Below are 26150 nucleotides of genomic sequence, written 5' to 3' on the forward strand. Positions count from 1 at the left end.
GGGGCGCGGCCAGGAGCACCGATGCGGCCTCCGACGGAAGAAAACTGGATGATGTGACCGCTCCGCTGCTCACGCATCACCGGGATCGCGGCCTTCGTGACGATGATAGTGCCGAAAAGGTTCGTCTCGATCTGCTGCCTGAAGTCATCTCCTGGAGGCCGACCTGGCGGCGGCCGAGGCGGTGCGAGACGCCGCCGCTTCGCGCGGCGTGCCGCGGGCGCAGGTCGCGCTCGCCGGGCTGATCCGGACGCCGGGGATCAGCGCGCCGATCGTCGGCGCCTCGCGGGCCGAGCATCTCGACGATGCCGTGGCGGCACTGTCGCTCGAGCTGACGGCGGAAGAGATCGAGCGCCTGGAGGCGCCCTACGTGCCGCATCCCATTGCCGGCCACGGAACGGGAGGCCAGGGCCGCTACGGCGGCTCCGGCATTTCGGCCAGAAGCCAGGCCCGGAAGGTGCCGGCCGCCGTCGAGAGCCGGCGCCCGGCCGGCATCAGGAGCTGGAACCAGTCGCTCGGCACGCTCTGCGGGAACGGCCGGACCAGGCGGCCCTGCGCGAGCTCCGCGGCGCAGGTGACGTCGTCGCCCAGCGCCACCCCCAGCCCCATCGCCGCGGCGTCGAGGGCGTGCGACAGGTCGCTGAAACGCAGCACCGTTGCATCGAGCGCGCCGACGCCGGCGAGATCCAGCCAGGCGGCCCATAGGCCCGGGCTGTCGTCGTGCAGCAAGGTCTGGGTCCCGAGGTCGGAGGGAGCGGACAGGTGGAACGCGACCGACGGCGCGCAGACCGGGAAGGCGTTGGGCCGGACCAGGGGCTCGGCCTCGAAGCCGGGCCAAGACGGGGCGCCGTAGCGGATGGCGAGGTCGAAGCCGCCATCGGCGCGGGGCGGGCCGGCGGCGGCTTCGACCTCGATCACGATGGCCGGATGCGCCTGACGGAAGGCGCCGAGCCGCGGCATCAGCCAGCGGGCGACGAAGGACGGGTCGACATCGAGCCGCAGCCGCGCCTCGCCCGCCTCCTCGGCCAGCGCCGCAAGCCCGGTGTCGATCGCCGCGAAGGCGTCGCCGACGATGCGTGCGAAGCGCAGGCCGGGTTCGGTCGGCGCGATGCCGCGGCCGCTCCGCCGGAACAGCGCGACGCCGAGCCGAGCCTCGAGCGTGCGGATGTGGTGGCTGACCGCGGCCGGGCTGACCCCCAGCTCCGACGCCGCGGCGGCGAAGCTGCGGCACCGGGTGGCGGCTTCGAAAGCGCGGATGGCGTTGAGCGGCAGCGGTCGGCGCATCGGCAAGTTTTTCTCGCGAGTCGCGTGAGTTTTTCCCGTTTGTTCCGCAGAGGCAAGCCGTAGACACTCCGCGCTGCCACGAGACGCCCGGAGGCCCGGCACAAGGGCCCGCGTCGGCACCCACCCTCGGCTTCGACCCGACTCCGCCGCTCGCACGACGGCGGCGAAGGCCCGTCCGCGCCCGGCGCGGCCGGGTCGATCCCGACCACGCAGAGGCATGCGACCATGGCGACCATATTCGGCACGGAAGACTACGACCTGATGGAGGGGACCCCCGACTACGACCACTATTGGGGCCGTGGCGGCGACGACGACCTCTCCGGGGGGGGGGGGCAGCGACGTGCTGTGGGGCGATGACGGCGACGACGACCTCGAAGGGGCGCCGGCGACGACACGCTCCTCGGCGGCGACGGCGGCGACGAGCTGGATGGCGGCGCCGGGAACGACGTGCTCAACGGCGGGCGCGACGCCGACCTGCTGCTCGGCTACAACGGCATCGACACCGCGTCCTACGACCACAGCCCCCAGCCCGTCAGCATCAATCTCGGCACCGGCGCCGCGTCCGGCGGCGATGCCGCGGGCGACTACTTCTTCTCGATCGAGAACCTCCTCGGATCGATCTTCAGCGACGTGCTGATCGGCGACAACGGCGCCAACCGGCTGAGCGGCAGCCTCGGCGACGACGTACTGCAAGGTGGCGTCGGCGCCGACATCCTCTACGGCGGCGATGGGGTCGACACGATCGACTATTCGGAGGGAACCGTCGGCGTCACCGTCAACCTGGTGACCGGGATCGCCTCCGGCGGCAACGCCCAGGGCGACGGCATCGCGCTGGTCGAGAATGTCGAGGGCAGCCAGGGCGGGGACACGATCACCGGCACTGCCGACGCCAATGTGCTGTGGGGGCTCGCCGGCGACGACATACTCGCCGGGCGCGGCGGGGACGATCGGCTGGAGGGCGGCGCCGGCGTCGACCGGGCCGACTATACGGCCTCCGGCGCCGGCGTCACCATCGATCTGGGGCTCGACCTCGCGATCGGCGGCGACGCCGAGGGCGACGGCTTCGGCTCGATCGAGAACCTGTCCGGCAGCGGCTTCGGCGATTCGCTTACCGGCACCGCGGGGGCCAACACGCTGGCCGGCGCGGGCGGCGACGACACGCTGCGCGGCGGCGCCGGCGGCGACCGGCTGGACGGCGGCGCCGGCATCGACACCGTGACCTATACCGAGTCCGGCATCGGCGTGGTGATCAGCCTTCCGGCGGTGCAGGTGTCCGGCGGCAACGCCCAGGGCGACGTCCTGATCGGGATCGAGAACCTGCACGGCTCGGCCGGCGCCGACAGCCTGACCGGCGACGGCCTGGCCAATGTGCTGAACGGCTGGGCCGGCAAGGACCAACTGACGGGGGGCGGCGGCGCCGACCGGTTCACCTTCCATGCCGTCACCCATTCCGCGGTCGGCGACGCGGCCGACCGGGTCGCCGACTTCAGCCATGCCCAGGGCGACCGGATCGATCTGTCGGTAATCGACGCCGATACCACACAGGCTGGCAACCAGGGCTTCAGCTTCATCGGCACGGGAACCTATTCCGGCGCGGCCGGGCAGCTCCGCTACCAGCAGTTCGGCGATGGCACCACCACCGTCGTCGCCGGCGACGTGAACGGCGACGGCACGTCCGACTTCCATATCCGCTGCGCCGGCACCATCGCCTTCGCCAGCGCCGACTTCGTCCTGTGACGACAGCCGGCATCCAACCCCACATCAGGAGATCATCATGGCAGACGTGCAGGGCACCGTGCTTCCGGACGCGATCATCACCGCGGACATCGTCACCGTGATCCCGCCCGGCTATAACGTCATCGAGACCGCGACCGATGGCGACGACTTCATCAGGGCCTGGAACGGCGACGACCTCGTCATGTCGGGCGACGGCGACGATCAGGTCCTCGCCGGCAATGGCGACGACGAGGTCTCTACCGGCGACGGCGACGACTGGGCCTATGGCGGCCTGGGCTTCGACACCCTGTACGGCGGGGACGGTGACGATACTGTCTACGGCGGCGCGGGGGACGACTACGCCTATGACGGCGCCCAGGACGACCAAATCGAGGGCGGCGACGGGATCGACCGCCTGATCGGCCAGGCGGGCAACGATCGGCTCAGCGGCGACGAGGACGCCGACTATCTCTATGGCGGATTCGGCGCGGACATCGCCCTGTATTTCGGATCCTTCGCCGGGGTCACTGTCGACCTTGCGACCGGGCGTGGCCTCGGCGGGGCCGCCGAGGGTGACTGGCTGTTCGAGATCGAGGGCATCACCGGCAGCGCCTATGACGACGCGCTGCGCGGCGACGCGGGCAGTAACGCACTGAACGGCTCGCTCGGGAACGATGTCCTGACCGGACGCGGCGGCGGCGACCGGCTGGACGGCGGCGACGGCATCGACCGGGCCGATTACGCGGCCTCGGGCGCCGCGGTCACCGTGGACTTGGCGACCGGACTCGCGACCGACGGCGACGCCGGCGGCGACAGCTTCGTCTCGATCGAGGATGTGGGCGGCAGTGCCTTCGGCGACACCATTGCCGGCACCGGAGGAGCGAACGGCCTGGCCGGCGGAGCTGGCAATGACACGCTGCGTGGCGGCGCCGGCGGCGACCGGCTGGACGGCGGCGCCGGCATCGACACCGTGACCTATACTGAGTCCGGCATCGGCGTGGTGATCAGCCTGCCCGCGGTGCAGGTCTCCGGCGGTCATGCCCAGGGCGACCTCCTGATCGGGATCGAGAACCTGCACGGCTCGGCCGGCGCCGACAGCCTGACCGGCGATGGCCTGGCCAATGTGCTGAACGGCTGGGCCGGCAAGGACCAACTGACCGGGGGCGGCGGCGCCGATCGCTTCACGTTCCATGCCGTCACCCATTCGGGGGTCGGCGAGACGGCCGACCGGATCGCCGACTTCAGCCGGACCCAGGGCGACCGGATCGACCTGTCGGTGATCGACGCCGACACCACACAGGCCGGCAACCAGGGATTCAGCTTCATCGGCACGGGAACCTATTCCGGCGCGGTCGGGCAGCTCCGCTACCAGCAGTTCGCCGATGGCACCGTCGTCGCCGGCGACGTGAACGGGGACGGCGCGTCGGACTTCCACATCCGCTGCGCCGGCGCCATCGCCTTCACCGCCACAGACTTCGTGCTGTAGTCCCCGGCGGCGGGGCTGGCCTTCCTGGCCTGGCCCGCCGCCGGACCCGTCGCTTCGGCGCAGACCAGCGCCGCCACCGCCGAAGCCGTGCGGCGGGACGCCGCGTTCGAGATGGCACCTGCGGCCTAGCCGCCCAGCGCAGCGGATCTCCCGGCCGGCCATACCCACGCCGACTTGGCGTGGCCGTGTGGCCGGCACTGGAGCGCCATTTGCGGTCATCTCGCCAGCGGCCAAATACCAGACGCCAACCGAATCGGCCGGATCCGGCCCTTCTCGGTTGGCCCGGCCCGACGAGGACGCATCCAAACCGGCCATCGGAGTGGACTCCCGACAGCGGACATTGGCCGCACGCGACCCTTTGCGAAGGTTCGCTTTCGAACTGCTCGTCGGCCAACGTCCGCCGCGCCGCTCCGCCAAGGAATCTTCGAAGTCAGACGTAAGGCGTCCCGACAAGTGCGGCGTCGACGCCGGCGAAGCCACGTTCCATCACGCTCACCAAAGCTGCTCCGGGCTTTCGGTTCTCGCGAAAGACGCGAAGCGCCTCGCCGTAAGCAACCACCAGCGTGGCCATCAGCATGGCCGCTGCGAGACGCGCGTCAGGATCCGCGTCTGGGCGCCCCACCGCGTCGGCTAACATTCCTGCAAGATCATCGGCGAGCGTCACCTGAAGCTCTCTCGCGCGCGCCGTGAGCGCTGGGCTCTCTGCGACGGTGCGCCAGAACTGGACGGGCCGCTCCGTGATCCTGAACAGAGGGTGTTGTGTCTCGACCAGCGTGCGCATCGACGTCTGGAACGCCTGGACCGGCGACTGCCTACCTCGACCAGCGAGCGCCTCACGCACCAAGACCCGCACTTCCTCCTCGCGATCGAAGACCAGGTCCTCCTTTCGGGGGAAGTAGTTGAACACCGTCTTTCTGGCGACGCCCGCTTCGCGCGCGACATCGGCGACGGAAACCTTGTCGAAGCCCTGCTCGACGAACAGGCGTGTTGCGACGTTGGAGATCGCCTGACGCGTCTCTTCCTTCTTGCGGTCTCGGAGTCCGGGTGGGTTTGACATATCGAGGTGTATATCATACAAAACTTATACTGAGTGTAAGAATTGTGCCGTCAAGGCTGAGATGATCAGCGCCCTCGCGGGCGAGGCGCGCGCTTGAGGAATCTGCCGTGATCTATGATGTCGTGATTGCCGGAGCCGGCCCTGTCGGCCTGTTCCTCGCCAGCGAGCTGCGCCTCGCAGACCTCTCGGTGCTGGTGTTGGAGCAAGCCGAAGATCCGCGCTCGCCCTTGAAGCGCCTTCCGTTCGGGATGCGGGGCCTTTCAGCGCCCACAATCGAAGCGTTCCACCGCCGCGGATTGCTGGACGACATTGCGGCGGCGCAAAGGGCGAGCGGCAGCAGCACTTCGGCTTCCGCGCATTGGACGCAACAGCCACGCCGTCCGGGTGGCCATTTCGCCGGCATCCAATTCTACGAGGATAACATCGACACCTCGAAGTGGCGGTATTGCCTGCCAAGTCCGGCCGGGGTCAGCATGGCGGTCGATATGGAGTCCCTCGAATCCGTCTTGGCCGCTCGCGCCAGCACCATGGGGGTCGAGATCAGGCGCGGCCTCGGCGTCGAACACCTGAATCAGTCGGACGACGGCGTGACCGTTCGCGCTGGTGGTGAGACTTTCCGCGGACGCTGGCTTGTCGGTTGTGATGGTGGCCGCAGCACGGTTCGCAAGGCTGTCGGCTTTGAGTTCGTCGGCACCGATCCCGAGTTCACCGGCTATTCCGTTGAAGTCGAGATGGCCGATCCGGATCAGCTCCGACCGGGCCGCCACTACACGGCGACGGGCATGTACACTTACTCACGTCCCGGAACGATCGCGATGGTCGAGTTCGATGGGGGCGCTCTCCACCGAACCCAGCCGATCACGCTTGACCATGTGCAGGCGGTGTTGCGCCGCATCTCCGGGGCCGAGGTCACCTTGACGGCCCTCCAGCTTGCCACAACCTGGACGGATCGCGCCTATCAGGCGACCGCCTACCGGAAGGGGCGGGTGCTGCTCGCAGGCGACGCCGCGCACATCCATTCCCCCTTGGGCGGCCAGGGGCTCAACCTCGGGCTTGGCGACGCGATGAACCTTGGTTGGAAGCTGGCTTCCACGATCCGTGGCGACGCGCCGATCGGTCTGCTCGACAGCTATTGGAGTGAACGGCATCCGGTGGGAGCGCAGGTTCTTGACTGGTCGCGCGCCCAGGTCGCGCTCATGCGGCCGACCCGGAGTTCGCGCGCGCTCGAAGCCATCATCCGTGATCTCATCGACACGCGCGACGGCGCGACATACTTCGCCGAGCGCGTGTGGGGTGTTTCTCTCCGCTATGATCTCGGCGGCGGCCATCCGCTGGTGGGCCGCAGCGCTCCCGACTTCGAGTTGGCCGACGGGACGAAACTCGGCGATCTCCTCAGAACGGGTAGAGGCCTGTTTCTGGACTTTTCCGCTCATGCGCCGCTTCAGGCGCTTGCGGCTCGCTGGGGTGGGCGGATCGTGTACGTCGCAAGCGAAGCCAAGGATCGGCTGGGCTTGACCGCTATGCTCATACGTGTCGATGGCGTCGTTGCCTGGGCCGTTGAGGCCGCTCCTGACCCTGAGGAAACGGCTCAGGCCGCGTCGCGATGGTTCGGCGAACCCGAAGAGGTGCGTGAGTCTGCCTGAGCCGGGCAACGCCACGCTGACGATTCAGGTCTGATGCGGTCAGCTCCCCGCCCCTCCTGGCCAACCGGGCCTGGCCGAAGGGCGCCAATTGCGGTCATCGCGTCGGCCCTCCAATTCCGGACATCAATCAAGCACGCCGAATCCGGCCCCATTTTTATCAATCCAGGTCCCAGACTACGCTCAGAACCCGCTCTCCGAAGCGGTCATGGATAATCACCCGGTGAAGGCCGCCTTGTGTGATGGCGAGACTGCCGTCACGCCGCTCGAGTCCTTGTTTACTCCGATTCCCACCGCAGTCGCCGTGCGTCCACGCAATCCGCTCCCATGTGCTCGATAAAGGAATCCCTCAAGCGTTGCAGCCATCTTTCTCTGTATAGTGGCGGAGCGTCGGCCTCGCCCTCAGCCAAGAGGATCCATTCAGCGAACTCGGTTGCGGTAACTGTGCCCGAGTCGGGGATGAAATCGGTCACATGCACATATTTGCCTGCCTGCACGCTCCCGCAGTGGCCCCATCCGACACAGACCTGATGCATGAGCGCATCGAAGCCAGGTTTTGATTTCATGAAGAGTGCGCCGTGATTAAGGCGGGATGCCTGCACGCGCACCATCAAATTAAAGCGTTCCGCGTAAGCCCGCAATGGGGTTGGCTGCCGAGCGGCCGCTACCGTGCTTCCCCGATACCGCTTGTGGCGACTGCCTCAACGGATACGCAAGTGAGAGCGACGCCATTCTCGCCAAGGTCGGCCGGTAGGGCACTACGAATATTGCGCATTGAGCTTTCCCATTATCGACAACCCTCACGGCGCTTAAATCGGTCGATGCCTGCATCGGTGTAGCTCACCGGTAGCACGGTCTCTCAGCCGGCCGGCCCGCGCCATAAGCGGACGTTCCGGCGAGCTCTCCGAACCGGACATCGCCAACCGGCTATGATCATCTCGCAGCCGGTTCATGGTATGTTTCACCATGCTGACCGTCGCCTGAGATACTCAATGACCGAAAAGCCAAACGTTCGCCCGATCGACCTGGCGAAATTCACGCGCGATAGCTGGTCGATCGCCATGGATACGGTCGGTCGCCATGGCGAGGACGCCCCTCGGATACATCGGGAGTTCGCGAAGCTCTTGCGTGAGGCGGGCGGTATGGATGCCGCTGCGAAGGATCAGGAGGGCATCGCGGATATGTGCGAAGAGTTACTCGCAAATCGGGTTCAGAGCTGAGCCCGCAGCATCCAGTCACCTTCGAATACCGGACGGGGCAGCCGAGCGCCATTTGCGGTCATTGCCGTGGCTCCTCTAGACCGGACGTGGGCCAGGCTGGCTGGGGAAGACCCCTCTTTGCCGGCCTCGCCCCCCGGAAACGCCCAAAACCGGTCATCGAAATCGGCTCCCCACAGCGGATATGACCTTTGAGGTCGTCAGGCCGGATCCGGTCTAATCTCGGGTGAGCACGCTTAACCGGCCTCGTCGATCCACCGTCGGCGGACGACAAGCTCGTCCCGGAAATAACCGAGATGGGCGATCGGACCGCCGAAGGAGGTCAGGCCAAGTTTGAGAAAGGCCCCGAGGACCTCGGCGACGGAGCCCTGCTTGCCCACCTTTGCAGCGACGGCGCTGTCAGACGTCATGATCGCTCCCGATTTTGCGCCTTTGACCACGATCGATCGTTCCGCGGCCCTCGACCAGCTCACCAAACAGCTCCCTGACCTTGTCCCGCGCCAGCTGCAGCGCCTCGCATCCGAACGGGGTCGCCCGATAGAGCCTGCGGGCCGAACGCCCGCTCCTTTCCTCGCGCGAGACGAGGTAGCCCTTGTGCTCAAGGGCATGGAGCATCGGATACAGCGTCCCGGGGCTGAGCCTGTAGCCATGCCGACCCAGCTCCTCGATCATCCACTGACCGTAGAGCTCTCCTTCGGCGGCGTGGTGCAGGATATGGAGCCGGATGAGACCGGACAGCAGGGTTTGGTGCTCCATGGATCTAGACGAGGATCCTTTAAATCGATTATCGATATCGAAAATCGATGTCAACTCTGCATGCGGCCGCGTCAACATCGGTCTGCAGTCGCAGGACACAGCTGATGACGGTACCGGGGAGGCTGATCGGAACCATCGACTGAGTCCCATCAGAAGGTGCGACGATGAGACCGACGCGCACCCATCAGACCAGAAAGGATCCTCACTTGTCCGATCCTGTCATTGAACCGGCCGCGCTGCCGTCGCTCGGCGCCTTTCGTCTCCTCGATGGTCGCGACCCGGCCTCCTTCGGCGCCGGTCACCCGGCCAGGGCCATCCGCGTGCCCATCGAGACGTGGGAGGCGGCGGCGAAGGCGGGCGGGACCTCCTTCGAAAACGTCGCCTATTGGGAACGTGCGATCGCCGATCTCGGGATCGACGGCTCGCTTCCCGCCGTCGTCTACGATGACGGGCGGATGACCGAGGCGGCCCGGGTCTGGTTCATCCTCCAGTATTTCGGGGCGGGGGCATTCATCCTGAATGGCGGCTGGCCTGCGATCCAGGGTCGCGGGGATCTCCTCGCAACCGCGGCCGACACCGGGTCAGCCGCCGCGTTCAAGGCCCGCCCCGGAGCCGGACCGGTCGGCCTCGTCGATCGGCAAGCCGTCAAGGCCGCACTCGGCGGCGACGTCCGGATCTTCGACGCCCGCACGACCGGCGAATTCACCGGCAAGGACCTGCGCCGTAACGCGCGCGGCGGACATCTTCCGGGCGCCCGCCTGCTACCGCATTCGGACTTGCTCGCGGCCGGTGGCCTAAGACCAGCCTCGGAGCTGCACGACCTCCTGGCCGCCGCCGGGTTCCAGCCGGGTGATCACATCGTCACCCATTGCGGCGGCGGCGGCCGCGCCGCCCTTGCCGCCGCCGCCGCGGTCCGGGTCGGCTACGACGACGTCCGAGCCTACTACCTGAGCTTCGCGGACTGGGCGAAGGACGAGAGTTGCCCGATCGTTCGGGATTGAGAACTCACATTCTGGGAGGACACCATGGCATCTGTCAGCGTGCGCTATATCGTCGACGACGTGGATGCGGCCATCGGATTCTACACGACGCATCTCGGCTTCACCGTGTCCCTGCATCCCGCGCCCAGCTTTGCCATTCTGGAAAGAGGTGCGCTGCGCCTCCTGATGAACGGCACCAGCGGTCGGGGCGGCGCATCGCAGCCGATGCCGGACGGCCGCAAGCCGGAGCCTGGCGGCTGGAACCGGATTCAGATCGAAGTCGAGGACCTGCAGCGCACGGTGGAGACCCTGCTCCGAGCGGGCGCCCGCTTCCGCAACGACATTGTGACCGGGATGGGCGGCAAGCAGATTCTGCTCGACGACCCCGCCGGCAATCCGATCGAGCTTTTCGAGCCGCCAAGACAGTAGTCGAGTTCCACAGGAAGCAGGCCGGGGCGCCCCGGCGCGTACCGCCGATCAAGTCGGAGCGCTGCCCAGCAAACTCGACTGAAGGGCGCCATAACCGGTCATTGCCCTAGCGCCTCGACACCGGACATTGCCCGAACCTGCGGGATTCAGCCATCTCTCCGGCAAGCCTAGATCTTCGCGCCTGCCCGAAACCGATCATCGCAGCCGGTTCGCTGAGGCGAACGAGACGGCAGGTCCTCGCCGGAACAACCTGATCAGAGCTCACAGCTAGCCGGCGTGATTGTCATGGCTCTCTCGCCGACGAGGCGTCTTTCACTGCGCCGGGCACCTTCGACAGCAGGGGCCCGAGTCCCTCCGCGACCGTCAGATGCGCGATCACGGCATCGCGGAGCGTCTGATAGGGCAGCCCGGCCAGCATCGCGGTCTGGATGGCGGCCAGGACCTCGCCGGCCTCGGAACCGATCATGGTGAAGCCGAGGATGCGGTCGTCCCGGCCGACGACCACCTTCATGAAGCCCTGCGTCTCGTCCGTCGCCTCGGTGCGGAGCACATGGGCCATCGGCAGCTTGGCGACGCGGACGGGGATGCCCTGGCGCTGCGCCTCGCCCTCGCCGAGCCCGACGCGGGCGAGCTGCGGGTCGGTGAACATGACATAGGGCACCAGCCGGTCGCGCGTGCTGCGGTTGCCGCCGGCCATGTTGTCGCGGACGATCCTGTGGTCGTCGACCGAGACATGGGTGAATTGCGGGCTGCCGGCGGCTTCGCCGATCGCCCAGACGCCGGGAGCGCTCGTCTCCAGCCGGTCGTTCACGCGGATGAAGCCGCGGGCGTCCAGCTCGATTCCGGCCTCGTCGAGCCCGATCCCGGCGGTGTTCGGGACCCGGCCGACCGCGACTAGAAGGTCGCTGCCCTCGACGGCCCGCTCACCCGACGCCGTGCGGAGCGTGACGGTGACATGGTCGCCGGAAGGGCCCTGCACGTCGACCGGCTGGGCGCCCAGCAGGATCTGGATGCCTTCGCCCTCCAGGATGCGCCGGATTTCCTCGGCCACATCGGGGTCCTCCCGGCCCATCAGCTGGGCTCCCGGCTCGACGATCGTCACCCGGCTGCCGAAGCGGCGATAGGCCTGGGCCATCTCGATGCCGACATAACCGCCGCCGAGCACGATCAGATGCGCCGGCAGAGTGTCCAGCTCCAGGGCACCGATATGGGTCAGCGGGCGGGCGGCCTCGAGGCCGGGGATGTCCGGGATGGCGGCATGCGTACCGACATTGATGACGACCTGGTCGCCGGACACCAAGCGCATGCCACCGTCGTTCAAGGCGACCTCGATGGTCTTCGGCGCCACGAAGCGCCCGGTGCCCATGATCAGCTCGGCGCCGCTCTCCTTATAGGCGTTCAGATGGAAGGCGATCTCGCGATCGACCATGCCCTGCTTGCGGCCGCGGACCGCCGCCATGTCGGTGCGGACGGGGCCGGTGATGGTGCCGAACTGCGCCGCGTGCCGCGCCAGATGGGCGACCCGCGCGCTCCAGATCTCGTTCTTGCTGGGCAGGCAGGCCACGGCCGGGCAGGAGCCGCCGACCCATTGCCGCTCCACCACGGCGACCTTCCGGCCCGCTCGGGCCAGGGTCCAGGCGAGCAGCTTGCCGCCCTGGCCGCTGCCGAGGATCAGGGTGTCGAAATGCTCCGGCTCGGACATCTGCGTTCTCCGGTTCCTTCAGGTCCCGCGGCGGGACCGTCGTTTCGGGATGACGCGGCAGAAGCTACGGATGGCCGGTTGTGGCGGGTAGGAAGGGTCCGGGACTAGGATCTATTCCCACCGGGAATGAGGTTTCCGACGAGGCCAGCTGCTCCTCGACGAAGGCGGCGAAGGCCCGCGCCTTGGCGCTGGCGATGCGGCCGGCGGGGAAGACGGCCCAGAGGTCGATCGGCGCGATGATCCAGTCCGTCAGCACGGCCCTGACCCGGCCCGACGCTAGCTCCCGCGAGAACATCCACTGCGACGCCACGGCGAGCCCCATTCCGGCGAGCACGGCCGACCGGACGCCTTCCGCCGCCGACACGCGCAGGCGGCCCCGCACGGTCACGGAGATCTCCGAGGACTCCTTCCGGAACATCCAGGCGTCGCGCCCCGGGCCCCTGGCGTGGACGACGCAGTCATGCGCGATCAGTTCCCCCGGGGTGCGCGGCTCGCCGGCCTGCTGGAAATAGGCCGGTGTGCCGACGACCAGCCTCGGAGCCCGGGCGATCCGGCGCGCCGTCAGGCTCGAATCCGTCAACTCGCCCATGCGCAGGCTGATGTCGATCCCCTCCTCGATCAGGTCGATCTGGCGGTCGTCGAGCACGACCTCGAGGTCGAGCTGCGGATGAGCCGCCAGGAATTTCGGCAGATGCGGAATGACGTGCAGGGCGGCGAATGTCGGGGCCGCGCTGACCCGCAGCCGGCCGGACAGGCTGGCGCCGGCCCCGCGGGCGGCGAGATCGGCCTCGTCCGCTTCCTCGATCGAGCGCTTGGCCCGATGGTAGAAGGTCTCCCCGGCCTCGGTCGGGGTGAGGCCGCGCGTGGAGCGCAGCAGCAGCTTGACGCCGAGCCGGTCCTCGAGCTGGGCGATGGTCTTGGACACGGCGGGCTGGCCGATATGGAGCTGACGCGCCGCCTCCGAGAAGGAGCCCGTCTCCATCACCCGGACGAAGGCCTCCATCGCCGCCAGCCTGTCCATGCCCATGCTCCTGCGGAATAGAGCGATGCCTCACCTCGCTGAATGCTAGTCGAGATCATTCTTCGCCGGAATGAATCATATTCGAGCGGGCCGGCTAGCTCGGCGATCCGGCCACAGTCACCTTGGGAGCGCGAACCGGCCGCGGGCGTCGCGGCCCGGACATCCAGGAGACCGATCATGTCGCTGCAAGCCAGGCTCGACGCCTTCAAGGCCGATTTCGAGGCCGGGAAGCAGCCCTACAACGTGCCCCGCCCCGTCGTCGAGACCATGCACCGCGCCACCGCGGAGCTCATCGCCTCCGGCGCCGCCGACAAGGCCTTGAAGGCGGGCGACAGGGCCCCCGCCTTCACCCTGAACGACCCCGAAGGCCGGCTCGTCAGCTCGGCCGAGCTGCTGCGCAACGGCCCGCTGGTCGTCAGCTTCTACCGCGGCGTCTGGTGCCCGTACTGCAACATGGAGCTGCAGGCGCTGGAAGCGGCCAAGCCGGAATTCGAGAGGCTCGGCGCCACCCTGGTCGCGATCTCGCCCCAGACCGCGCCGAACAGTCGGAAATCGGTGCGTCAGAACAACCTCACCTTTCCGATCCTGTCGGACGCCAAGGGTGCGGTCGCCGCCGCCTTCGGCCTGCGCTTCCGGCTGCCGGATGATCTCGTCGAGCTCTACAAGGGCCTGAAGAACGACCTGCCGGCGTTCAACGACGATCCGAGCTGGACCATGCCGATGCCGGCCCGCTACGTCATCGCCCAGGACGGGACGATCCTCTACGCTGAGATCAATCCGGACTACACGCGCCGGCCGGAACCGGAGGACATGCTGCCGGCCCTGCGCCAGGCCGCCGCGAGCCGCGCCGCCTGATCTGCTTTGAGGGGACGAAACCTCGCTAAGGCGGCCTCAACCGCCCGGTCATCTCGGCCCGGGTGGTTTGCGGGGCTCAAGAACGCGAGACCGTCAAGCGCGGCGTTGTACTAATCTCGTCGCCAAAGACTGGCCGGGGTGCGCCGATAGCAGCCGCTGGGGAGGCGTCTCCGAACCGGACATGCCTCAGCTTGGCTTCGCTCGACCAACCGTCGGCCGAGCGACCTCAATGGCTGATCTCAGCCTCGGCCCGCAGGCCAGGGTCTTAGGTCTGCCTCGGGGGCGGCGGCTCGTGTAGCGAGCACTCCATTAAGGTGAGTGGCGGAGGAGATAGAGTCCGAATATTTGTCCTATTCCTTCCACTTTGAAAGTTGTCTTTTCATGTCCTCGCTAGGCAGATCGTTCAGGAAGCGATCGAGACGCGCCGGATCGGGCTCATGCCGTAGTGCATCAAGCAATATTTCCCAACTCTCTACGTCGCCCGGTTGCTCAACGAGAACAACTCCAATTCCATACTTCTGCGCAAGCTCCATGATGCGTTCGCTCTCTGGAGCACTGTCAAATAGCGCTCTCGAAGTGGCATAGAAAACATAAGCCCTGTGAGCTGCTTCGCGGTGCGCGATCGCCTCCAGAATGCCAATAATACTCAGAGCGTCAGAGGGCTTTATTTCAACTGTCACTATCTCCAGCCGCTTAGGGAGATACACATATCGCCTAATGCCAGCTGCAGTAATGTCAGGCCTGGTGAAGGTTCCGCCAGTGTCCTTCGATCCGCGAGAGTGAGTTTCATCCACGAGAACATCATCCAGCGCGAATCTTTTGATCCACTTACTCTCGATCGAGGCCTTAATCGCTGGATATAGACCTCGTTCACGAACGAGAGGTAGAGGTGCCGCAGATGCAGGTTCGGAAACTTCCATTCCCGACTCGGTAGCTTGCGCCTCCGTGAAGCGGACCGAACCGCCTTTGCCGCGACCTGCGACTATCTTGCCTAATTCGATTAGCTTCCCCTGGACCTTCCAGTAAAATTCTTCTTCCCAATCCAACGTCTTCCGTAGATTTCCATTTCCGGCACTTCCTCCAGAATTCTGCAGAGCAGCGATAAACTCGCCCATTCTCTTCGACGTTATCTTTTGCATCGATATTCAATCCAGGAATACAGTTGCGTCGTATGCATAGAGTGCACTGAGCTGGCCCGGCATGTCTAGAAGGCGGAACACTTGCCAATCCTAAGAATACCTGTGGAAAGTGGGCGCCGAGTCAATCCGCACACTTAGCCGAGGCCGCAATTTGGCGATCCGGGATCGCTGGTGGCTCAAGGAACAGCGCGCCCGGCCTGTGCCAGTGTGGCTATCAATGGGCCTACATCTACTCGGTCATCCGCCCGGCCACCGGCGAGGACTTCACCCTGGTTCTGCCCGCCGTCAACGCCAGCACCATGGAGCTGTTCCTGACCCGCCCTGCTGCCAAGCCTGGTGCGCTCTCCTCGCCGAACCGGATCGCATCCGCTCCCTCTGCGCCTTCCCTTCGATCACAAAGCTCGCTGCATAGACTCGCTGGTATCAGACGCTTGGCGCGCCGACCGGCGCGTCGAGATCCGATGCCGATCTACACTCTCGGCGACATCAGTTGCACATTGCTGCGGTGTTAGAGCACCGGACAGTGACCCGTTTGACGCCCATCGTGTACCATCCAGCGGGGACCGTGAGACCTCGCATCAGGACTCATCGTATATCCAGTCCGCTGTGCGGCAGAGCAGTGAATATGAAAGCTCGATATTTGTTGAATTGCGACCAATCGGCGTGAAGTCTAAGCTCTCTCCAATGAAAGTTCATTTTTTTTAATATCTCTATTGTCTCGGCGTTTGCACCGTAAAATACGATCACGATTTGCCTGGGATTTGTGTGGAATGATATTGCAATATTGTTGAGAACTCGCGCCATTGTCTCGCCCCGAAACGGACTGTAAAGGAAGACGACCAGCGGCACATTTGGTATACTGTATTCCGTTGCATCCATATGGACAGTCATGATGTTATGTCGTTTTCGGGTGCGCTGATTCCAGAGCGCAACATTTGTCGTGGCGATTTGGTGAAGTTCTTTGGAGAATTCCACACCAACGACATTCCTAAATCCATAATTCGACGCCAGTAAGAGCACCCTTCCCTTCCCAGAGCCAAAATCTATAAAGTCGAACTCCTCCCAATTAATGCCTAGACCATTCATGATCTGCGCAAATATCTTTGCCGACATCGGCTCGTACCAAATCCCCTCTTGGGCGTTTCTGCTTTCAATCGTCAAACGCTCGAGGGGAATGTAGCCTGAGGTGTCGGTGCCAAATTTTCTGTCGATTGAACTGTCGAGATAGGTCTGAATATCATGAAGTCGCGTATCGATTGACAGGAACAGGCGCTGGCTGCCAGGCACATTACGAAAATACCTATCCATAGCTGTGTTGACGCGCTTGACGGTGCCAAGGGGGCCGTGTCTCCAAAAGGAGATCAACAACCTTCGCAAAATCCAGTGATCCTTCTCAGCAACGGATTCCATTGAACCACTCTCCGGCCGCATCTTATGCGAGGGTTTGTTACGCTCGCGGCCTTGCGGCTGTCCGCAAACGAGGTCGGTTGCCATCGCCCCTCCTGGCTATGCTGATTAACGCTTTCAATTCCAGACAACCGACCGAGCGGCTGCGCGCAGCGCCTCCAGCAGCGCCGCCGACGGCCGCCCCGTCACCGGCATCGGCCGCGATCCGGTACCAGTCGGTGGCGGCGCGCCAATCAGACGCGCCGAGTTCGCGGTCCTCATTGAGCCCGCCAGCATTGTAGGCATTGCTCGAATTGCCGCCGACGCTCGCCCTGCGGAACCAGTTCAACGCCTCTTCCGGATCGCGTTCTACGCCGGAGCCTCTGAGGTATGCGAGCCCGAACACATTCTGCGCGTCCGCCTGGCCGGCATCTGCCGCCTTGCGGAAGCGCGCTACCGCGGCTGCCCGGTCGCGCGGCACACCGAGCCCTAGCTCCAGCAGCACACCGAGATCGTAGTTGGCGTTGATCCCACCTTGGTCGGGTGCGCGGCGATACCAGTAGGCGGCACTCTCGAAGTTCTGTGGCACCTCCCTGCCCAGCGCCCAAATGGGGCCGAGATCATGCTCGGCGTCGGCCTGGGCGGCGATCGCATCGCGCCCTATGGCCTGCGACCCGGCGGAGGCGCTGTCCGGCATCGGCACCTGAGTCGTCGGATTGTCGGTCGGAGCGACAATGATGCCACCCTCCAACTGGGCTTCCTCGGTCACTAACAGGGGCGCCGCCTCGCCTTGCCTCGCGCCCAGCCCTTCCGCGGCGAACCAGCCAATGCCCGCAAGGATGAGAAGCACCGCGAAGTTCCGGCCGGAGGCCACACTGCGAGCGATGATCCACGTATGGTCAATTGGAATAGATAAATAACCATACGACATGCGGCAATATCAAGACAGATTCTCCGCCTCAGTTACTCCATTTGTGCGAACTCGAATATACGCTTTCTGGCGTATGACCCGGCACAGGCTAGAAATCCCGGCATCCATTACAGTCCGGCGGCGCAAGCCGGAATATAGGGCCTGCCCTTCCGGCACCGGCATCGGCTTTGCCGTCGGCACAGGCGGTCTGTCCTGTGTGGAAGGCTCCCGCGTTGCAAGGGGGCTTGTGGGGTGCGGCGTGTTGGTCGGATACAGTCTTGTGTTCGGCCTGTCTGCGCGGTCAAGGCATTCCGCGCAGTTGGCCCACCGTCATCGTCTGATGTCATCGCCGGGTCGATTTAATCGAATGCTGCAGGCGCGCCGTGTCGCAAGGAGGTACCGCACTCTCGTTTGCATATGGTGTCGCCACCAACTAATTGGTCTATAATTAAACCCAATGTAAAATGTATGGCAAATATTGTGATTCTCATTCTCGAACCCTTGTGGCAGGGAGAGGGATCGAATGGCGAGTGGGGCAGCGGGCCAACCCTTGGAGCTGCGCGGCAAACGCGTCTGGGTCACCGGGCACAACGGTATGGTGGGCTCGGCCTTGGTGCGACGGCTGAAGCGCGAGGGTTGCGAGCTCCTGCTGGCGGATCGGTCGGCGGTGGACCTGACCTGCCAGGCCGCCACGGAGGCCTGGATGGAGCGGGAGCGGCCGGAGATCGTGTTCGCCGCGGCGGCGCGGGTCGGCGGGATCGTCGCGAACATGAGCTGTCCCGCGGACTTCCTCTATGAGAACCTGATGATCACGGCGAATGTGATCCATGCCGCGTACCGCACCGGGGTCGGGAAGCTGCTCTATCTCGGCTCGAGCTGCATCTATCCCCGCGACGCCGCCCAGCCGATCCGCGAGGATGATCTGCTCACCGGCCCGCTCGAGAAGACCAACGAGGGCTATGCCATCGCGAAGATCGCCGGCGTGAAGCTGGTCGAGACCTATGCGCGGCAATACGGCTGCCGCTTCGTCTCGGTGATGCCGACCAACCTCTACGGCCCGAACGACAATTTCGATCTGGAGACCTCGCATGTGCTGCCGGCGCTGATCCGCCGGATTCATGAGGCGAAGGTCCAAGACCAGCCCGTCGTCACCCTGTGGGGCTCGGGCCGGCCGCGCCGCGAATTCCTCCACGTCGATGATCTCGCCGACGCCTGCGTTGCGGTCATGCAGCGCTACGATCAGCCGACCCCGATCAACATCGGCACTGGCACCGACATCCCAATCGCCGATCTGGCCGCGCTGGTTGCCGAGATCGTCGGTTACGCGGGCGGCTTCAGCTTCGACACCAGCCGGCCGGACGGCACGCCACGGAAGCTCCTCGACGTGAGCAAGATGGCGTCCCTCGGCTGGTTCCCCAGGATCGGCCTGTCCGAGGGCATCCGGACGACGTACCAGCACTGGCTCGCGGCCGAGGGGGCGAGCGCAGCACACCTTGGCGCATTCCAGGTCCGGCCGATGGTGACCGGGGTCGGTTAGCGACCCCTCCCCGAATTCAGCGGTTGCAGCCGGAAGCCAAGGGAGTCCTGTCCCGACGAACAGAGCCCTGCGTCATCCGGAATCGGGCGCGGCATCTGGCGAACAGGAGCGCTATCCGCCCTCGGGCAAAGCCGTGCGATGGCCACGGATGATCGCGATGAGCAGTCCGCGAAGTCGGTCCTCTTCCGACCTCGTCATGGGTTGGGCCAAAAAGGGCCCGCCGCTCACTTCGTTCCTGCGGCTGGGGGGCAGCTGCATGGCATTCCAATTGGAAGCGGCTCCCCGGGCCATCCCACGAGCGAGGAAGCTGCATCCTCGACGAAAGCAATCCGCCTCCCAGTCGTCGAGCTCCCGATCCAGCCGGGCCAGAAATCGACACGCCCAATCCGGAGTTGGGCCCGTCGGAGAGTTGACCATTGTCATGTCCATCCCCCATCCAAGCGAAGCTGCCCCGCCGCCCCCGACAACTCGGTTCTTGGTCACAAGCGATTTATCGCGTGGCGGGAGGCGGACGATCCCCCATTTGGAGGATGCTTGGGCCCAGGACCAACGACGGAGCAGCCAAACGCGGCCGGGACCGAACAGGTTTGGCGCGAGGGCGCGCACAGCTCTTCGAGCGGTGAGCCCGTTGGGCCGTCGATGCCGCTGCACCTGTCGAACCCCCGATCCCTTGATTTCATACGGTGGTATCATTTAAACGGAAAGAATGGTATCGATTGATTGGCTGCTGTTCACCTATAAGATGCCCGCCGAGCCTGCCCCGCCGCGCATTGCGGTTTGGCGGAAGCTCAAGGGGATGGGCGCCGTCTACCTGCAAAGCGGCGTCTGCCTGCTGCCCAAGTCCGAGGAACACGCGCGGCGCCTGAAGATCCTGGAGAACGATGTCGCAACGGCGGGCGGCGAGGCGGTGATCCTGGAGACGGTCGGGCTGGACCGGGCGCAGGAGGAGAAGGTGGTCGCCCGCTTCCGTGCTGACCGGGACGAGGCGTACCGCGAGTTCCTCGACAAGTGCGGCGACTTCGAGGCCGAGATCGCCAAGGAGAGGGCCGCCAACCACTTCACTTACGCCGAGCTCGAAGAGAACGACGTCGACCTCAAAAAGCTCCAGGGCTGGCTCGGGAAGATCAGCAAGATCGACTTTTACGGCGGCAGCCTCGCGGCAGAGGCGGCGGAGCGCCTGCGCGCCTGCGAGACCCTGCTCGATGCCTACGCCCGGCAGGTCTTCGAGGCGCACGACGAGAACCGATAGGAACCCGATACGATGGACGATGTGGCAACCAACCTCGGCCTCCGGCGGGTCGTGCGCCGGGTCGCGGCGCTCAACCTCGGCTACTTCGGCATCGAGTTCGCCGTGGCTCTGGCGATCGGCTCCGTCTCGCTCTTCGCCGACAGCATCGACTTCCTCGAGGACGCCTCGGTCAACCTGCTCATCATGCTCGGGCTGGGCTGGGGCCTGCGACAGCGGGCTCGACTGGGCATGGCGCTCGCCGGGATCCTGCTCGTCCCCGGGCTCGCCACCCTCTGGACCGCCTGGGAGAAGTTCATGGCGCCGGTGCCGCCCGAGCCCGTCGCCATGACCCTCGCCGGGGCGGGCGCCATGCTGGTCAACTTCGCCTGCGCCCTGATGCTGGCACGCTACCGCGCCCACGGCGGCAGCCTGACTCGCGCCGCCTTCCTCTCGGCGCGCAACGATGTCCTGGCCAATATGGCCATCATCGGCGCCGGTCTGGTGACGGCCTATCGCTGGGCGTCCGCTTGGCCGGACCTGATCGTTGGCCTTGCCATCGCCGCGATGAATGCTGATGCCGCCCGCGAGGTCTGGGAGGCTGCTCGCGAAGAGCAGCGCGGGGCTGCTGGCTAGAGAGCGCCAAACCTGCAGAGTCCGCTTACCGCCCAGCCGAACGGCCAACCTGACGCGCGTCGGCCGGTCGGGCACTCTTGTCCATGCCGCTGCCCCCAGCAGCGGACCCGATCCCGGCACGGGATCGGGGCCGGCGGCGAGGCGCGCCGACACCCGACGCCTCGTCGCCGGTGACTGTCGCCCGCGCTGCTCCCGGGACGGAACCCCGGCTAACGCTGCGGGTTAGGTTCGCCGGGGTCTCCCATCGTCTGCCGCGAGAGGGTGATGATGACGGACGGCATTCCGACCGCGCCGGACGGTGTGGCGCTGACGATCCTGGTGGTCGAGGACGAGTTCTGGATCCGCCTGTGGGTGTCCGACTTCCTGCGCGGCTGCGGCCATCGTATGGTCGAGGCCTCGACGGGCGAGGATGCCATCGAGGTCCTGGCCTCGGGCAACATCCCGTTCGATGTCGTGTTCAGCGATATCGAGATGCCGGGGGCGATCAATGGCGTCGACCTGGGGCGATGGATTCGCGGCCATCGGCCCGAGATCCAGGTCGTGCTCACCTCGGGCGCAATGATCTCAGGCGAGGTCGCGGGGGAGTTCTGCGAGCATGGCCCGCTTCTTCCCAAACCATATCAGCCAGCCGACGTCCTCGACCGGATTTGTCGTGCGCTGCACCGGCGCGGTCAGCAGCAGGGCGCCACTGATACAGCATTCCGATAGCAATGCGACGGCGACACCGCCATGATTGGCGCATTCGACTTGCCATTTCGAAAAGCAATGATGACGGTTATCCGCCACGCAAACGATAATTACGATCCGGCTGACGTGTTGATGCTGCGGCTCGAGCGATTTAAGCCGCGCCTGCGAAGCAAAATTGCCGCCGCGGCGCTACAAGAGCCATGCTCGGTGCAAGAGTTTGCGTCGTGCCGCGGCCAGGGCGGCTTGGAACGGTCGCGACCGGAGCGCCACCGGGACCATTGAGGCTTTGCCGCCGTCGCAGGCCCGGATCTGGTGCGAGAGAGCCGGCCGCGAGTTCCGTATGGGTCGCGTACACCTCGACTGAGAGCCGGTCCCGGATCCGGTTGCCCGAGCAGCCGCACTACTCGTCCCGCAGCAGCTTGTCCGTGAAATTCCCCTGCCACAGCGAGGAGTGGCGGCGGTAGATCCGGGCCGAGCTGACGCTCTTCCAGCGGCCGTGGCGCATGGCGTCCTCGAGCGAGATGCCCTTGCGGTCGGCCGCGGTCATCACAACAGCGCCAGGCCCTCGGCCGAGATCGACAGGTCGCAACGATCGAAGGCGGCGCGCTCTGAGCGGCGGAAGGCGCCGGCGAACCCGATCAGCAGCAGCGACATGTCCCGTAGGGCCCGGTGCCCCTGCCCTCTCCCGCCGGCCAGTTCTACGCCGACCAGGTTCGGTTGTGTGCTGGGGGGTCAGTACCAGGGTCAGCACCAAGGAAGCGGCTCGCTGGTTCAGCTCGAGCAATGTCGATATGCGCGGCGGCCAGGCGTCCTTGGTCCGGCGCATGCTGCGGAAAAAGGCCTCGAACTCGGCTTCGTCGAGTGCGAGCTGCCGCTTCAACCGCTTGCGGACCGCCACGAGAGTGGCCCAGCGCAGCGAGATCGTCGTCAGGGAGCGGCCTTCTGCGAGGGCGGTCAGGTGCATGACCAGCCAGCGGTGAATGGCTGCGAGTCTACCCCATCGGCGCAGAAGCGTTCCAACGAGCGATAACCGAACCATAATTTGCGTTGACGCTGTGCCGGGACCCAGGGTCGGCTTTCGGGTAGGTGCACAGCTTCAAAGGGCTACATGGCGCCTAACAGCGCCGGGTGAGGAACTTTGAAGGACTGATCCTGTTGATCATACGACGGCGGGATCCGCGACAGGTGTGCCATGCCACTCTGCGCCCTCCGATGGTCGCTGCCCCTGATCGGAGTCGCGGTGGCGAGCTGCGAATACGCCGGGCTGGCGCGGCCGAGCGTGCTGTCGCAGTTGGATCCGCCGGTCGCCCGCCTCATCAACGAGCTGCCCGAACTCGACACATCGAACGAGGCCACCGTCGCCGAGCTCTACGCGCTCGGCGGGCTTGCCCATGCGGAACCGGGATCCGACGGCGTGATGCGGGTCGATGTCGAGGTGCCGCCACACCACATGCTCTGGCGCCCGGCCGTGATCGTGATGCCGCACGGTGGCCCGCTGGAGCTGCGCTTCTCCAATCACGATTACACCACCCATGCGGCCATCCTGCCGAGCAACGGCGGCCGGCAGGTGCTTGAGCTTCCGGCACAGCAAGGCGGCCGGGCGCGCATCCGACTGGATCAGCCCGGGTTCTACTGGTTCGGCTGCCCAGTCGGCAATCACGTCGGCCGCGGCATGCTCGGCTTCATCATCGTGCGTGGCGAAACACCGCCCGAAGCGCGCCTCGACCGGCCCCCGCAGCCGCAACCTCCCAGCTCTCGCTGAGGAGGCGGTGATGCGACAGGGAAGAGTCTTCCGGTTGCTCTGGGTCACAGTGATGCTGCCTCTGGCGTCGCTTGGGTGCTCGGCGGACCGGCCGCCGCTGCCGGTCACTCAGGAAAGCCGACCCTTGCAGGCTGACAATGCGCGCCTGAGGGGGACAGCACCGCCGGTGGTCGAAATCACCGGCGCGCGTCTGGTCCGTGCCCGCTCGGAGCCGCAGAACTGGCTCACCTACTACGGGGCCTATGACGGCCAGCGCTACAGCGCACTTGACCGGATCAATACGGGGAACGTCGCTTCGTTAAAGGCAGCCTGGGCGTTCCAGTACACCCCCATCGGGCTGATCGCCGGCCCGGCCAATTTCGCCTTCGAGGCCACGCCGATCGTGGTCGACGGCGTCATGTTCCTGACCGGACCCGATGCCCATGTCTGGGCGCTCGACGCCGCCACCGGTGCCATGCTCTGGCACTACCATCACGCCATCCCGATCGACGTCCCGCTGTGTTGCGGGAACGTCAATCGCGGTGTCGCCGTCGCCGCCGGCAAGGTCTTCTTCGTCACGCCTACCGGCCGTCTCGTCGCGCTTGACGCCGTCACCGGCAGCCCGGTCTGGGAACGGATGTTCGCCGACCCTCGCGCCGGCGAGAGCGCCACGGTCGCGCCGCTTGTGGTCAAGGACAAGGTGCTGGTCGGCAGTTCGGGGGGCGAGTACGGGGTGCGCGGCCATATCGACGCCTTTGATCTGGAAACCGGCCGGCCGGCATGGCGACGCTATACGGTCCCGAAGCCTGGGGAGCCGGGAGCGGAGACCTGGGAGGGGGACTCCTGGCAGCGCGGCGGCGGCCCCGCCTGGATCACCGGCAGCTATGATCCGGAGCTCGACCTCGTCTATTGGTCGACCGGCAACCCGGGGCCGGTGTTCGAAGGCAGCGGCCGGGCGGGGGCCAATCTCTACACCGACACCATCCTCGCCTTGGACCCCGAGACGGGCGCCATCCGCTGGCACTACCAGATGACGCCGCATGACGTCTGGGATTACGACGGCGTCAGCGAGAACATTCTGTTCGAGCGTAATGGACGCAGGCTGCTCGCCCATTTCGACAAGAACGGCTACCTGTTCGTCCTCGACCGCACGAACGGCCGTCTGGTCCATGCAACGCCCTTCGTCCGGACGACCTGGGGCGAGATCCCCCCGCAGACCGGGGCGGTGACGGTCCGGCGCGTCCCCACGGCGGCGGGCACCGAGATCTGCCCCGGCCCGGCCGGCGGGAAGGAGTGGAATCACGCCTCGTACAGCCAGAAAACGGGACTCCTCTACGCACCTGTCATCGAGATGTGCGCCATGTTCCAAGCCCAGGAAGCCGAGTTCCGGGAGAGCCTGCCGTACTGGGGTGGCGGGGCCAAGCCGAGCCGCTCGCGGCGGGAAGGCTTCGTCAAAGCCTTCGACCCGCTGACTGGGCGGGAAGCCTGGGCCTGGCGGACGGAGCACCCGGTCGTCTCCTCGCTGCTCACCACCGCCGGCGGCCTCGTCTTCGTCGGCAAAGCAACAGGCGAGTTCATGGCGCTCGACGCACGGAACGGCAGGCCACTCTGGGAATTCCAGACCGGCAGCGGCATCCATGGAAGTCCCGTCACCTACAGTGTCGCCGGAAAACAATACGTCGCCGTGCCCTCCGGCTGGGGTGGCTGGGTGGAGGGCTTCGCCCCGGAGCTCTACGGCGCGCCGCGCGGCAACGCCCTGTTCGTCTTCACCCTGCCGTGAGAGTGGGAACTGAGGCGGTCCGACCAAGTGCGTGGAGGGACGAATGGCCGATCTGAATCGCCGGTCGCCGGTCGACGTCCTGGATGATCACCTCGCCCTTCGCCAGCGTCACGAAGTCGAGCGCGATATCGAGCGCAACTACGCCCCCGATGTGGTCGTGCTGACCAGCCGCGGCGCGTTTCGTGGGCACGATGCCGTCCGACGGCTGCAGAGGAAGCTTCGCGAAGCCATTGGCGATGCCGAATTCGAATTCCCCACCAAGCTCATCGACGGTCCTTACGCATTTTTGGAGTGGCGCGCCCGCGTCCCCGGCAAGAGCGTCGAAGATGGCGCTGACTCGTTTGTTATCCAGGACGGCAAGATCGTGCTCCAGACGATCCACTACATGATCGAGGAGACAATGCCGATGTGAGACCGCCGCCGGCGGACACTCCTTGCATCGGCCGAGGCGGAACCTCGATCACGACGGTTCGATTGACCTCATTGCAACAACCCTCCGGTGGCACGAGCGCCGGAAGCATGACGTGCGGGGTGGTCCATGGCGCGGAAACTACGGGACGCGGTCGTCGTCATCACCGGAGCCTCGAGCGGCATCGGCCGCGCCGCTGCGCACGCCTTCGCCAGGCGCGGCGCCGCCCTGGTCCTGGCGGCGCGGCGGGAACAGGCATTGGAGGAGGCGGCCCAGGAAAGCCGCAATTTCGGCGCGTGGGCGATCGCGGTGCCGACCGACGTGACGGATCCGCAGGCCGTGCAGGCCCTCGCCCGTGCGGCCATCGAGAATTTCGGGCGGATCGACGTGTGGGTGAACAACGCCGCCGTCACGCTCTTCGCGCGTTTCGAGGAGGCGCCGATGGACGCCTATCGGCGCGTGATCGAGACGAATCTGTTCGGGTATATCCATGGCGCTCGTGCAGCGCTGCCCCATTTCCGCGAACAGGGCCACGGCGTCCTCATCAACAACGCGTCGAT

26 protein-coding genes and 2 pseudogenes are annotated in these 26150 nt (G+C 65.9%); 17 read left to right on the top strand and 11 right to left on the bottom strand.

Going from position 1 to position 26150, the window contains the following annotated elements; genetic code table 11:
* Nucleotides 1–131, bottom strand: a 131-nt coding sequence (locus KXR53_RS34010; protein WP_437380087.1) for an SDR family NAD(P)-dependent oxidoreductase, incomplete at its 3' end; no start/stop codon positions are given.
* Nucleotides 132–208: 77 nt separating this feature from the next.
* On the opposite strand from KXR53_RS34010, the pseudogene KXR53_RS34015 reads away from it, so the two are divergent.
* Nucleotides 209–301, top strand: a pseudogene (locus KXR53_RS34015) (hypothetical protein); the annotation flags it as partial.
* Nucleotides 302–411: 110 nt separating this feature from the next.
* On the opposite strand, the gene KXR53_RS34020 reads toward KXR53_RS34015, so the two are convergent.
* Nucleotides 412–1281 (bottom strand): LysR substrate-binding domain-containing protein, encoded by an 870-nt coding sequence (locus tag KXR53_RS34020; protein WP_437380065.1) that lies wholly within the window; start codon nucleotides 1279–1281, stop codon nucleotides 412–414.
* Between the two features lie 390 nt (nucleotides 1282–1671).
* Between KXR53_RS34020 and KXR53_RS34025 the strand changes: the two are divergent.
* From KXR53_RS34025 to KXR53_RS34035, 3 genes and pseudogenes are all read left to right on the top strand, one after another.
* Nucleotides 1672–2013: pseudogene (locus KXR53_RS34025) on the top strand (calcium-binding protein); the annotation flags it as partial.
* On the top strand, nucleotides 1993–3018 hold the full coding sequence (locus KXR53_RS34030) for a calcium-binding protein (protein ID WP_437380088.1): 1026 nt from the start codon (nucleotides 1993–1995) through the stop codon (nucleotides 3016–3018). The pseudogene KXR53_RS34025 and the gene KXR53_RS34030, both read left to right, overlap by 21 nt.
* A gap of 37 nt (nucleotides 3019–3055) precedes the next feature.
* A complete protein-coding gene (locus tag KXR53_RS34035; RefSeq protein WP_437380066.1) occupies nucleotides 3056–4483 on the top strand; it encodes a calcium-binding protein in 1428 nt (475 codons plus the stop codon).
* A 430-nt stretch (nucleotides 4484–4913) separates the two neighbouring features.
* On the opposite strand, the gene KXR53_RS34040 is transcribed toward KXR53_RS34035, so the two are convergent.
* Nucleotides 4914–5540 (bottom strand): TetR/AcrR family transcriptional regulator, encoded by a 627-nt coding sequence (locus KXR53_RS34040; protein WP_437380067.1) that lies wholly within the window; start codon nucleotides 5538–5540, stop codon nucleotides 4914–4916.
* Between the two features lie 107 nt (nucleotides 5541–5647).
* On the opposite strand from KXR53_RS34040, the gene KXR53_RS34045 reads away from it, so the two are divergent.
* Together KXR53_RS34045 and KXR53_RS34050 are read left to right on the top strand one after the other, a co-directional pair.
* A complete protein-coding gene (locus KXR53_RS34045) occupies nucleotides 5648–7183 on the top strand; it encodes an FAD-dependent monooxygenase (RefSeq protein WP_437380068.1) in 1536 nt (511 codons plus the stop codon).
* A gap of 989 nt (nucleotides 7184–8172) precedes the next feature.
* A complete protein-coding gene (locus KXR53_RS34050; protein ID WP_437380069.1) occupies nucleotides 8173–8400 on the top strand; it encodes a hypothetical protein in 228 nt (75 codons plus the stop codon).
* 233 nt (nucleotides 8401–8633) lie between these two features.
* On the opposite strand, the gene KXR53_RS34055 is transcribed toward KXR53_RS34050, so the two are convergent.
* On the bottom strand, nucleotides 8634–8807 hold the full coding sequence (locus KXR53_RS34055) for a chromate transporter (protein ID WP_437380070.1): 174 nt from the start codon (nucleotides 8805–8807) through the stop codon (nucleotides 8634–8636).
* On the bottom strand, nucleotides 8797–9153 hold the full coding sequence (locus KXR53_RS34060; protein WP_437359294.1) for a PadR family transcriptional regulator: 357 nt from the start codon (nucleotides 9151–9153) through the stop codon (nucleotides 8797–8799). The genes KXR53_RS34055 and KXR53_RS34060 overlap by 11 nt, the downstream gene beginning before the upstream one ends.
* A gap of 206 nt (nucleotides 9154–9359) precedes the next feature.
* Here KXR53_RS34060 and KXR53_RS34065 point away from each other — a divergent pair, with 206 nt between their 5' ends.
* Both KXR53_RS34065 and KXR53_RS34070 read left to right on the top strand, forming a co-directional pair.
* Nucleotides 9360–10154, top strand: a complete 795-nt coding sequence (locus KXR53_RS34065) for a sulfurtransferase (RefSeq protein WP_437380071.1) — start codon at nucleotides 9360–9362, stop codon at nucleotides 10152–10154.
* 24 nt (nucleotides 10155–10178) lie between these two features.
* The gene (locus KXR53_RS34070) at nucleotides 10179–10562 is read left to right on the top strand and encodes a VOC family protein (RefSeq protein WP_437380072.1); all 384 of its coding nucleotides are present in this window, start codon (nucleotides 10179–10181) and stop codon (nucleotides 10560–10562) included.
* A gap of 283 nt (nucleotides 10563–10845) precedes the next feature.
* Here the strand turns inward: KXR53_RS34070 and KXR53_RS34075 are convergent, their stop codons facing one another.
* Both KXR53_RS34075 and KXR53_RS34080 read right to left on the bottom strand, forming a co-directional pair.
* Nucleotides 10846–12264 carry a mercuric reductase gene (locus tag KXR53_RS34075; RefSeq protein WP_437380073.1) on the bottom strand — a complete coding sequence of 473 codons (1419 nt, stop codon included), beginning with the start codon at nucleotides 12262–12264 and terminating at the stop codon, nucleotides 10846–10848.
* 64 nt (nucleotides 12265–12328) lie between these two features.
* Nucleotides 12329–13285 (bottom strand): LysR family transcriptional regulator, encoded by a 957-nt coding sequence (locus KXR53_RS34080; protein ID WP_437380074.1) that lies wholly within the window; start codon nucleotides 13283–13285, stop codon nucleotides 12329–12331.
* A 177-nt stretch (nucleotides 13286–13462) separates the two neighbouring features.
* Here KXR53_RS34080 and KXR53_RS34085 point away from each other — a divergent pair, with 177 nt between their 5' ends.
* A complete protein-coding gene (locus KXR53_RS34085) occupies nucleotides 13463–14140 on the top strand; it encodes a peroxiredoxin-like family protein (protein WP_437380075.1) in 678 nt (225 codons plus the stop codon).
* A gap of 350 nt (nucleotides 14141–14490) precedes the next feature.
* On the opposite strand, the gene KXR53_RS34090 is transcribed toward KXR53_RS34085, so the two are convergent.
* From KXR53_RS34090 to KXR53_RS34100, 3 genes are all read right to left on the bottom strand, one after another.
* The gene (locus tag KXR53_RS34090; protein ID WP_437380076.1) at nucleotides 14491–15279 is read right to left on the bottom strand and encodes a hypothetical protein; all 789 of its coding nucleotides are present in this window, start codon (nucleotides 15277–15279) and stop codon (nucleotides 14491–14493) included.
* A gap of 585 nt (nucleotides 15280–15864) precedes the next feature.
* Nucleotides 15865–16773, bottom strand: a complete 909-nt coding sequence (locus KXR53_RS34095) for a class I SAM-dependent methyltransferase (protein WP_437380077.1) — start codon at nucleotides 16771–16773, stop codon at nucleotides 15865–15867.
* Nucleotides 16727–17596 carry a tetratricopeptide repeat protein gene (locus tag KXR53_RS34100; protein ID WP_437380078.1) on the bottom strand — a complete coding sequence of 290 codons (870 nt, stop codon included), beginning with the start codon at nucleotides 17594–17596 and terminating at the stop codon, nucleotides 16727–16729. The genes KXR53_RS34095 and KXR53_RS34100 overlap by 47 nt, the downstream gene beginning before the upstream one ends.
* A 502-nt stretch (nucleotides 17597–18098) precedes the next feature.
* Between KXR53_RS34100 and KXR53_RS34105 the strand changes: the two genes are divergently transcribed.
* The 4 genes from KXR53_RS34105 (at nucleotide 18099) to KXR53_RS34120 (ending at nucleotide 21681) form a co-directional block, all read left to right on the top strand.
* Nucleotides 18099–19112 (top strand): GDP-L-fucose synthase family protein, encoded by a 1014-nt coding sequence (locus tag KXR53_RS34105; RefSeq protein ID WP_437380079.1) that lies wholly within the window; start codon nucleotides 18099–18101, stop codon nucleotides 19110–19112.
* A gap of 742 nt (nucleotides 19113–19854) precedes the next feature.
* The gene (locus KXR53_RS34110; protein ID WP_437380089.1) at nucleotides 19855–20361 is read left to right on the top strand and encodes a Chromate resistance protein ChrB; all 507 of its coding nucleotides are present in this window, start codon (nucleotides 19855–19857) and stop codon (nucleotides 20359–20361) included.
* A gap of 12 nt (nucleotides 20362–20373) precedes the next feature.
* Entirely contained in the window at nucleotides 20374–20973 is a 600-nt protein-coding gene (locus KXR53_RS34115; RefSeq protein WP_437380080.1) for a cation transporter, read from the top strand.
* Between the two features lie 264 nt (nucleotides 20974–21237).
* Nucleotides 21238–21681: a response regulator gene (locus KXR53_RS34120; RefSeq protein WP_437380081.1), complete on the top strand. Its 444-nt coding sequence runs from the start codon at nucleotides 21238–21240 to the stop codon at nucleotides 21679–21681.
* A 379-nt stretch (nucleotides 21682–22060) separates the two neighbouring features.
* Here the strand turns inward: KXR53_RS34120 and KXR53_RS34125 are convergent, their stop codons facing one another.
* Nucleotides 22061–22207, bottom strand: a complete 147-nt coding sequence (locus KXR53_RS34125) for a hypothetical protein (RefSeq protein ID WP_437380082.1) — start codon at nucleotides 22205–22207, stop codon at nucleotides 22061–22063.
* A gap of 693 nt (nucleotides 22208–22900) precedes the next feature.
* Here KXR53_RS34125 and KXR53_RS34130 point away from each other — a divergent pair.
* The 4 genes from KXR53_RS34130 to KXR53_RS34145 all read left to right on the top strand — a co-directional run.
* Nucleotides 22901–23422 carry an MSMEG_3727 family PQQ-associated protein gene (locus KXR53_RS34130; RefSeq protein ID WP_437380083.1) on the top strand — a complete coding sequence of 174 codons (522 nt, stop codon included), beginning with the start codon at nucleotides 22901–22903 and terminating at the stop codon, nucleotides 23420–23422.
* Nucleotides 23423–23474: 52 nt separating this feature from the next.
* Nucleotides 23475–25181 carry a PQQ-dependent dehydrogenase, methanol/ethanol family gene (locus tag KXR53_RS34135; protein WP_437380084.1) on the top strand — a complete coding sequence of 569 codons (1707 nt, stop codon included), beginning with the start codon at nucleotides 23475–23477 and terminating at the stop codon, nucleotides 25179–25181.
* Between the two features lie 43 nt (nucleotides 25182–25224).
* Nucleotides 25225–25593 carry a nuclear transport factor 2 family protein gene (locus tag KXR53_RS34140; RefSeq protein ID WP_437380085.1) on the top strand — a complete coding sequence of 123 codons (369 nt, stop codon included), beginning with the start codon at nucleotides 25225–25227 and terminating at the stop codon, nucleotides 25591–25593.
* Between the two features lie 126 nt (nucleotides 25594–25719).
* A partial coding sequence (locus KXR53_RS34145; protein WP_437380086.1) for an SDR family NAD(P)-dependent oxidoreductase occupies nucleotides 25720–26150 on the top strand: 431 nt, incomplete at its 3' end.

Origin of the sequence: Inquilinus limosus, assembly GCF_051487185.1 — a bacterium.
In the GTDB taxonomy this organism is placed as follows: domain Bacteria; phylum Pseudomonadota; class Alphaproteobacteria; order DSM-16000; family Inquilinaceae; genus Inquilinus; species Inquilinus limosus_F.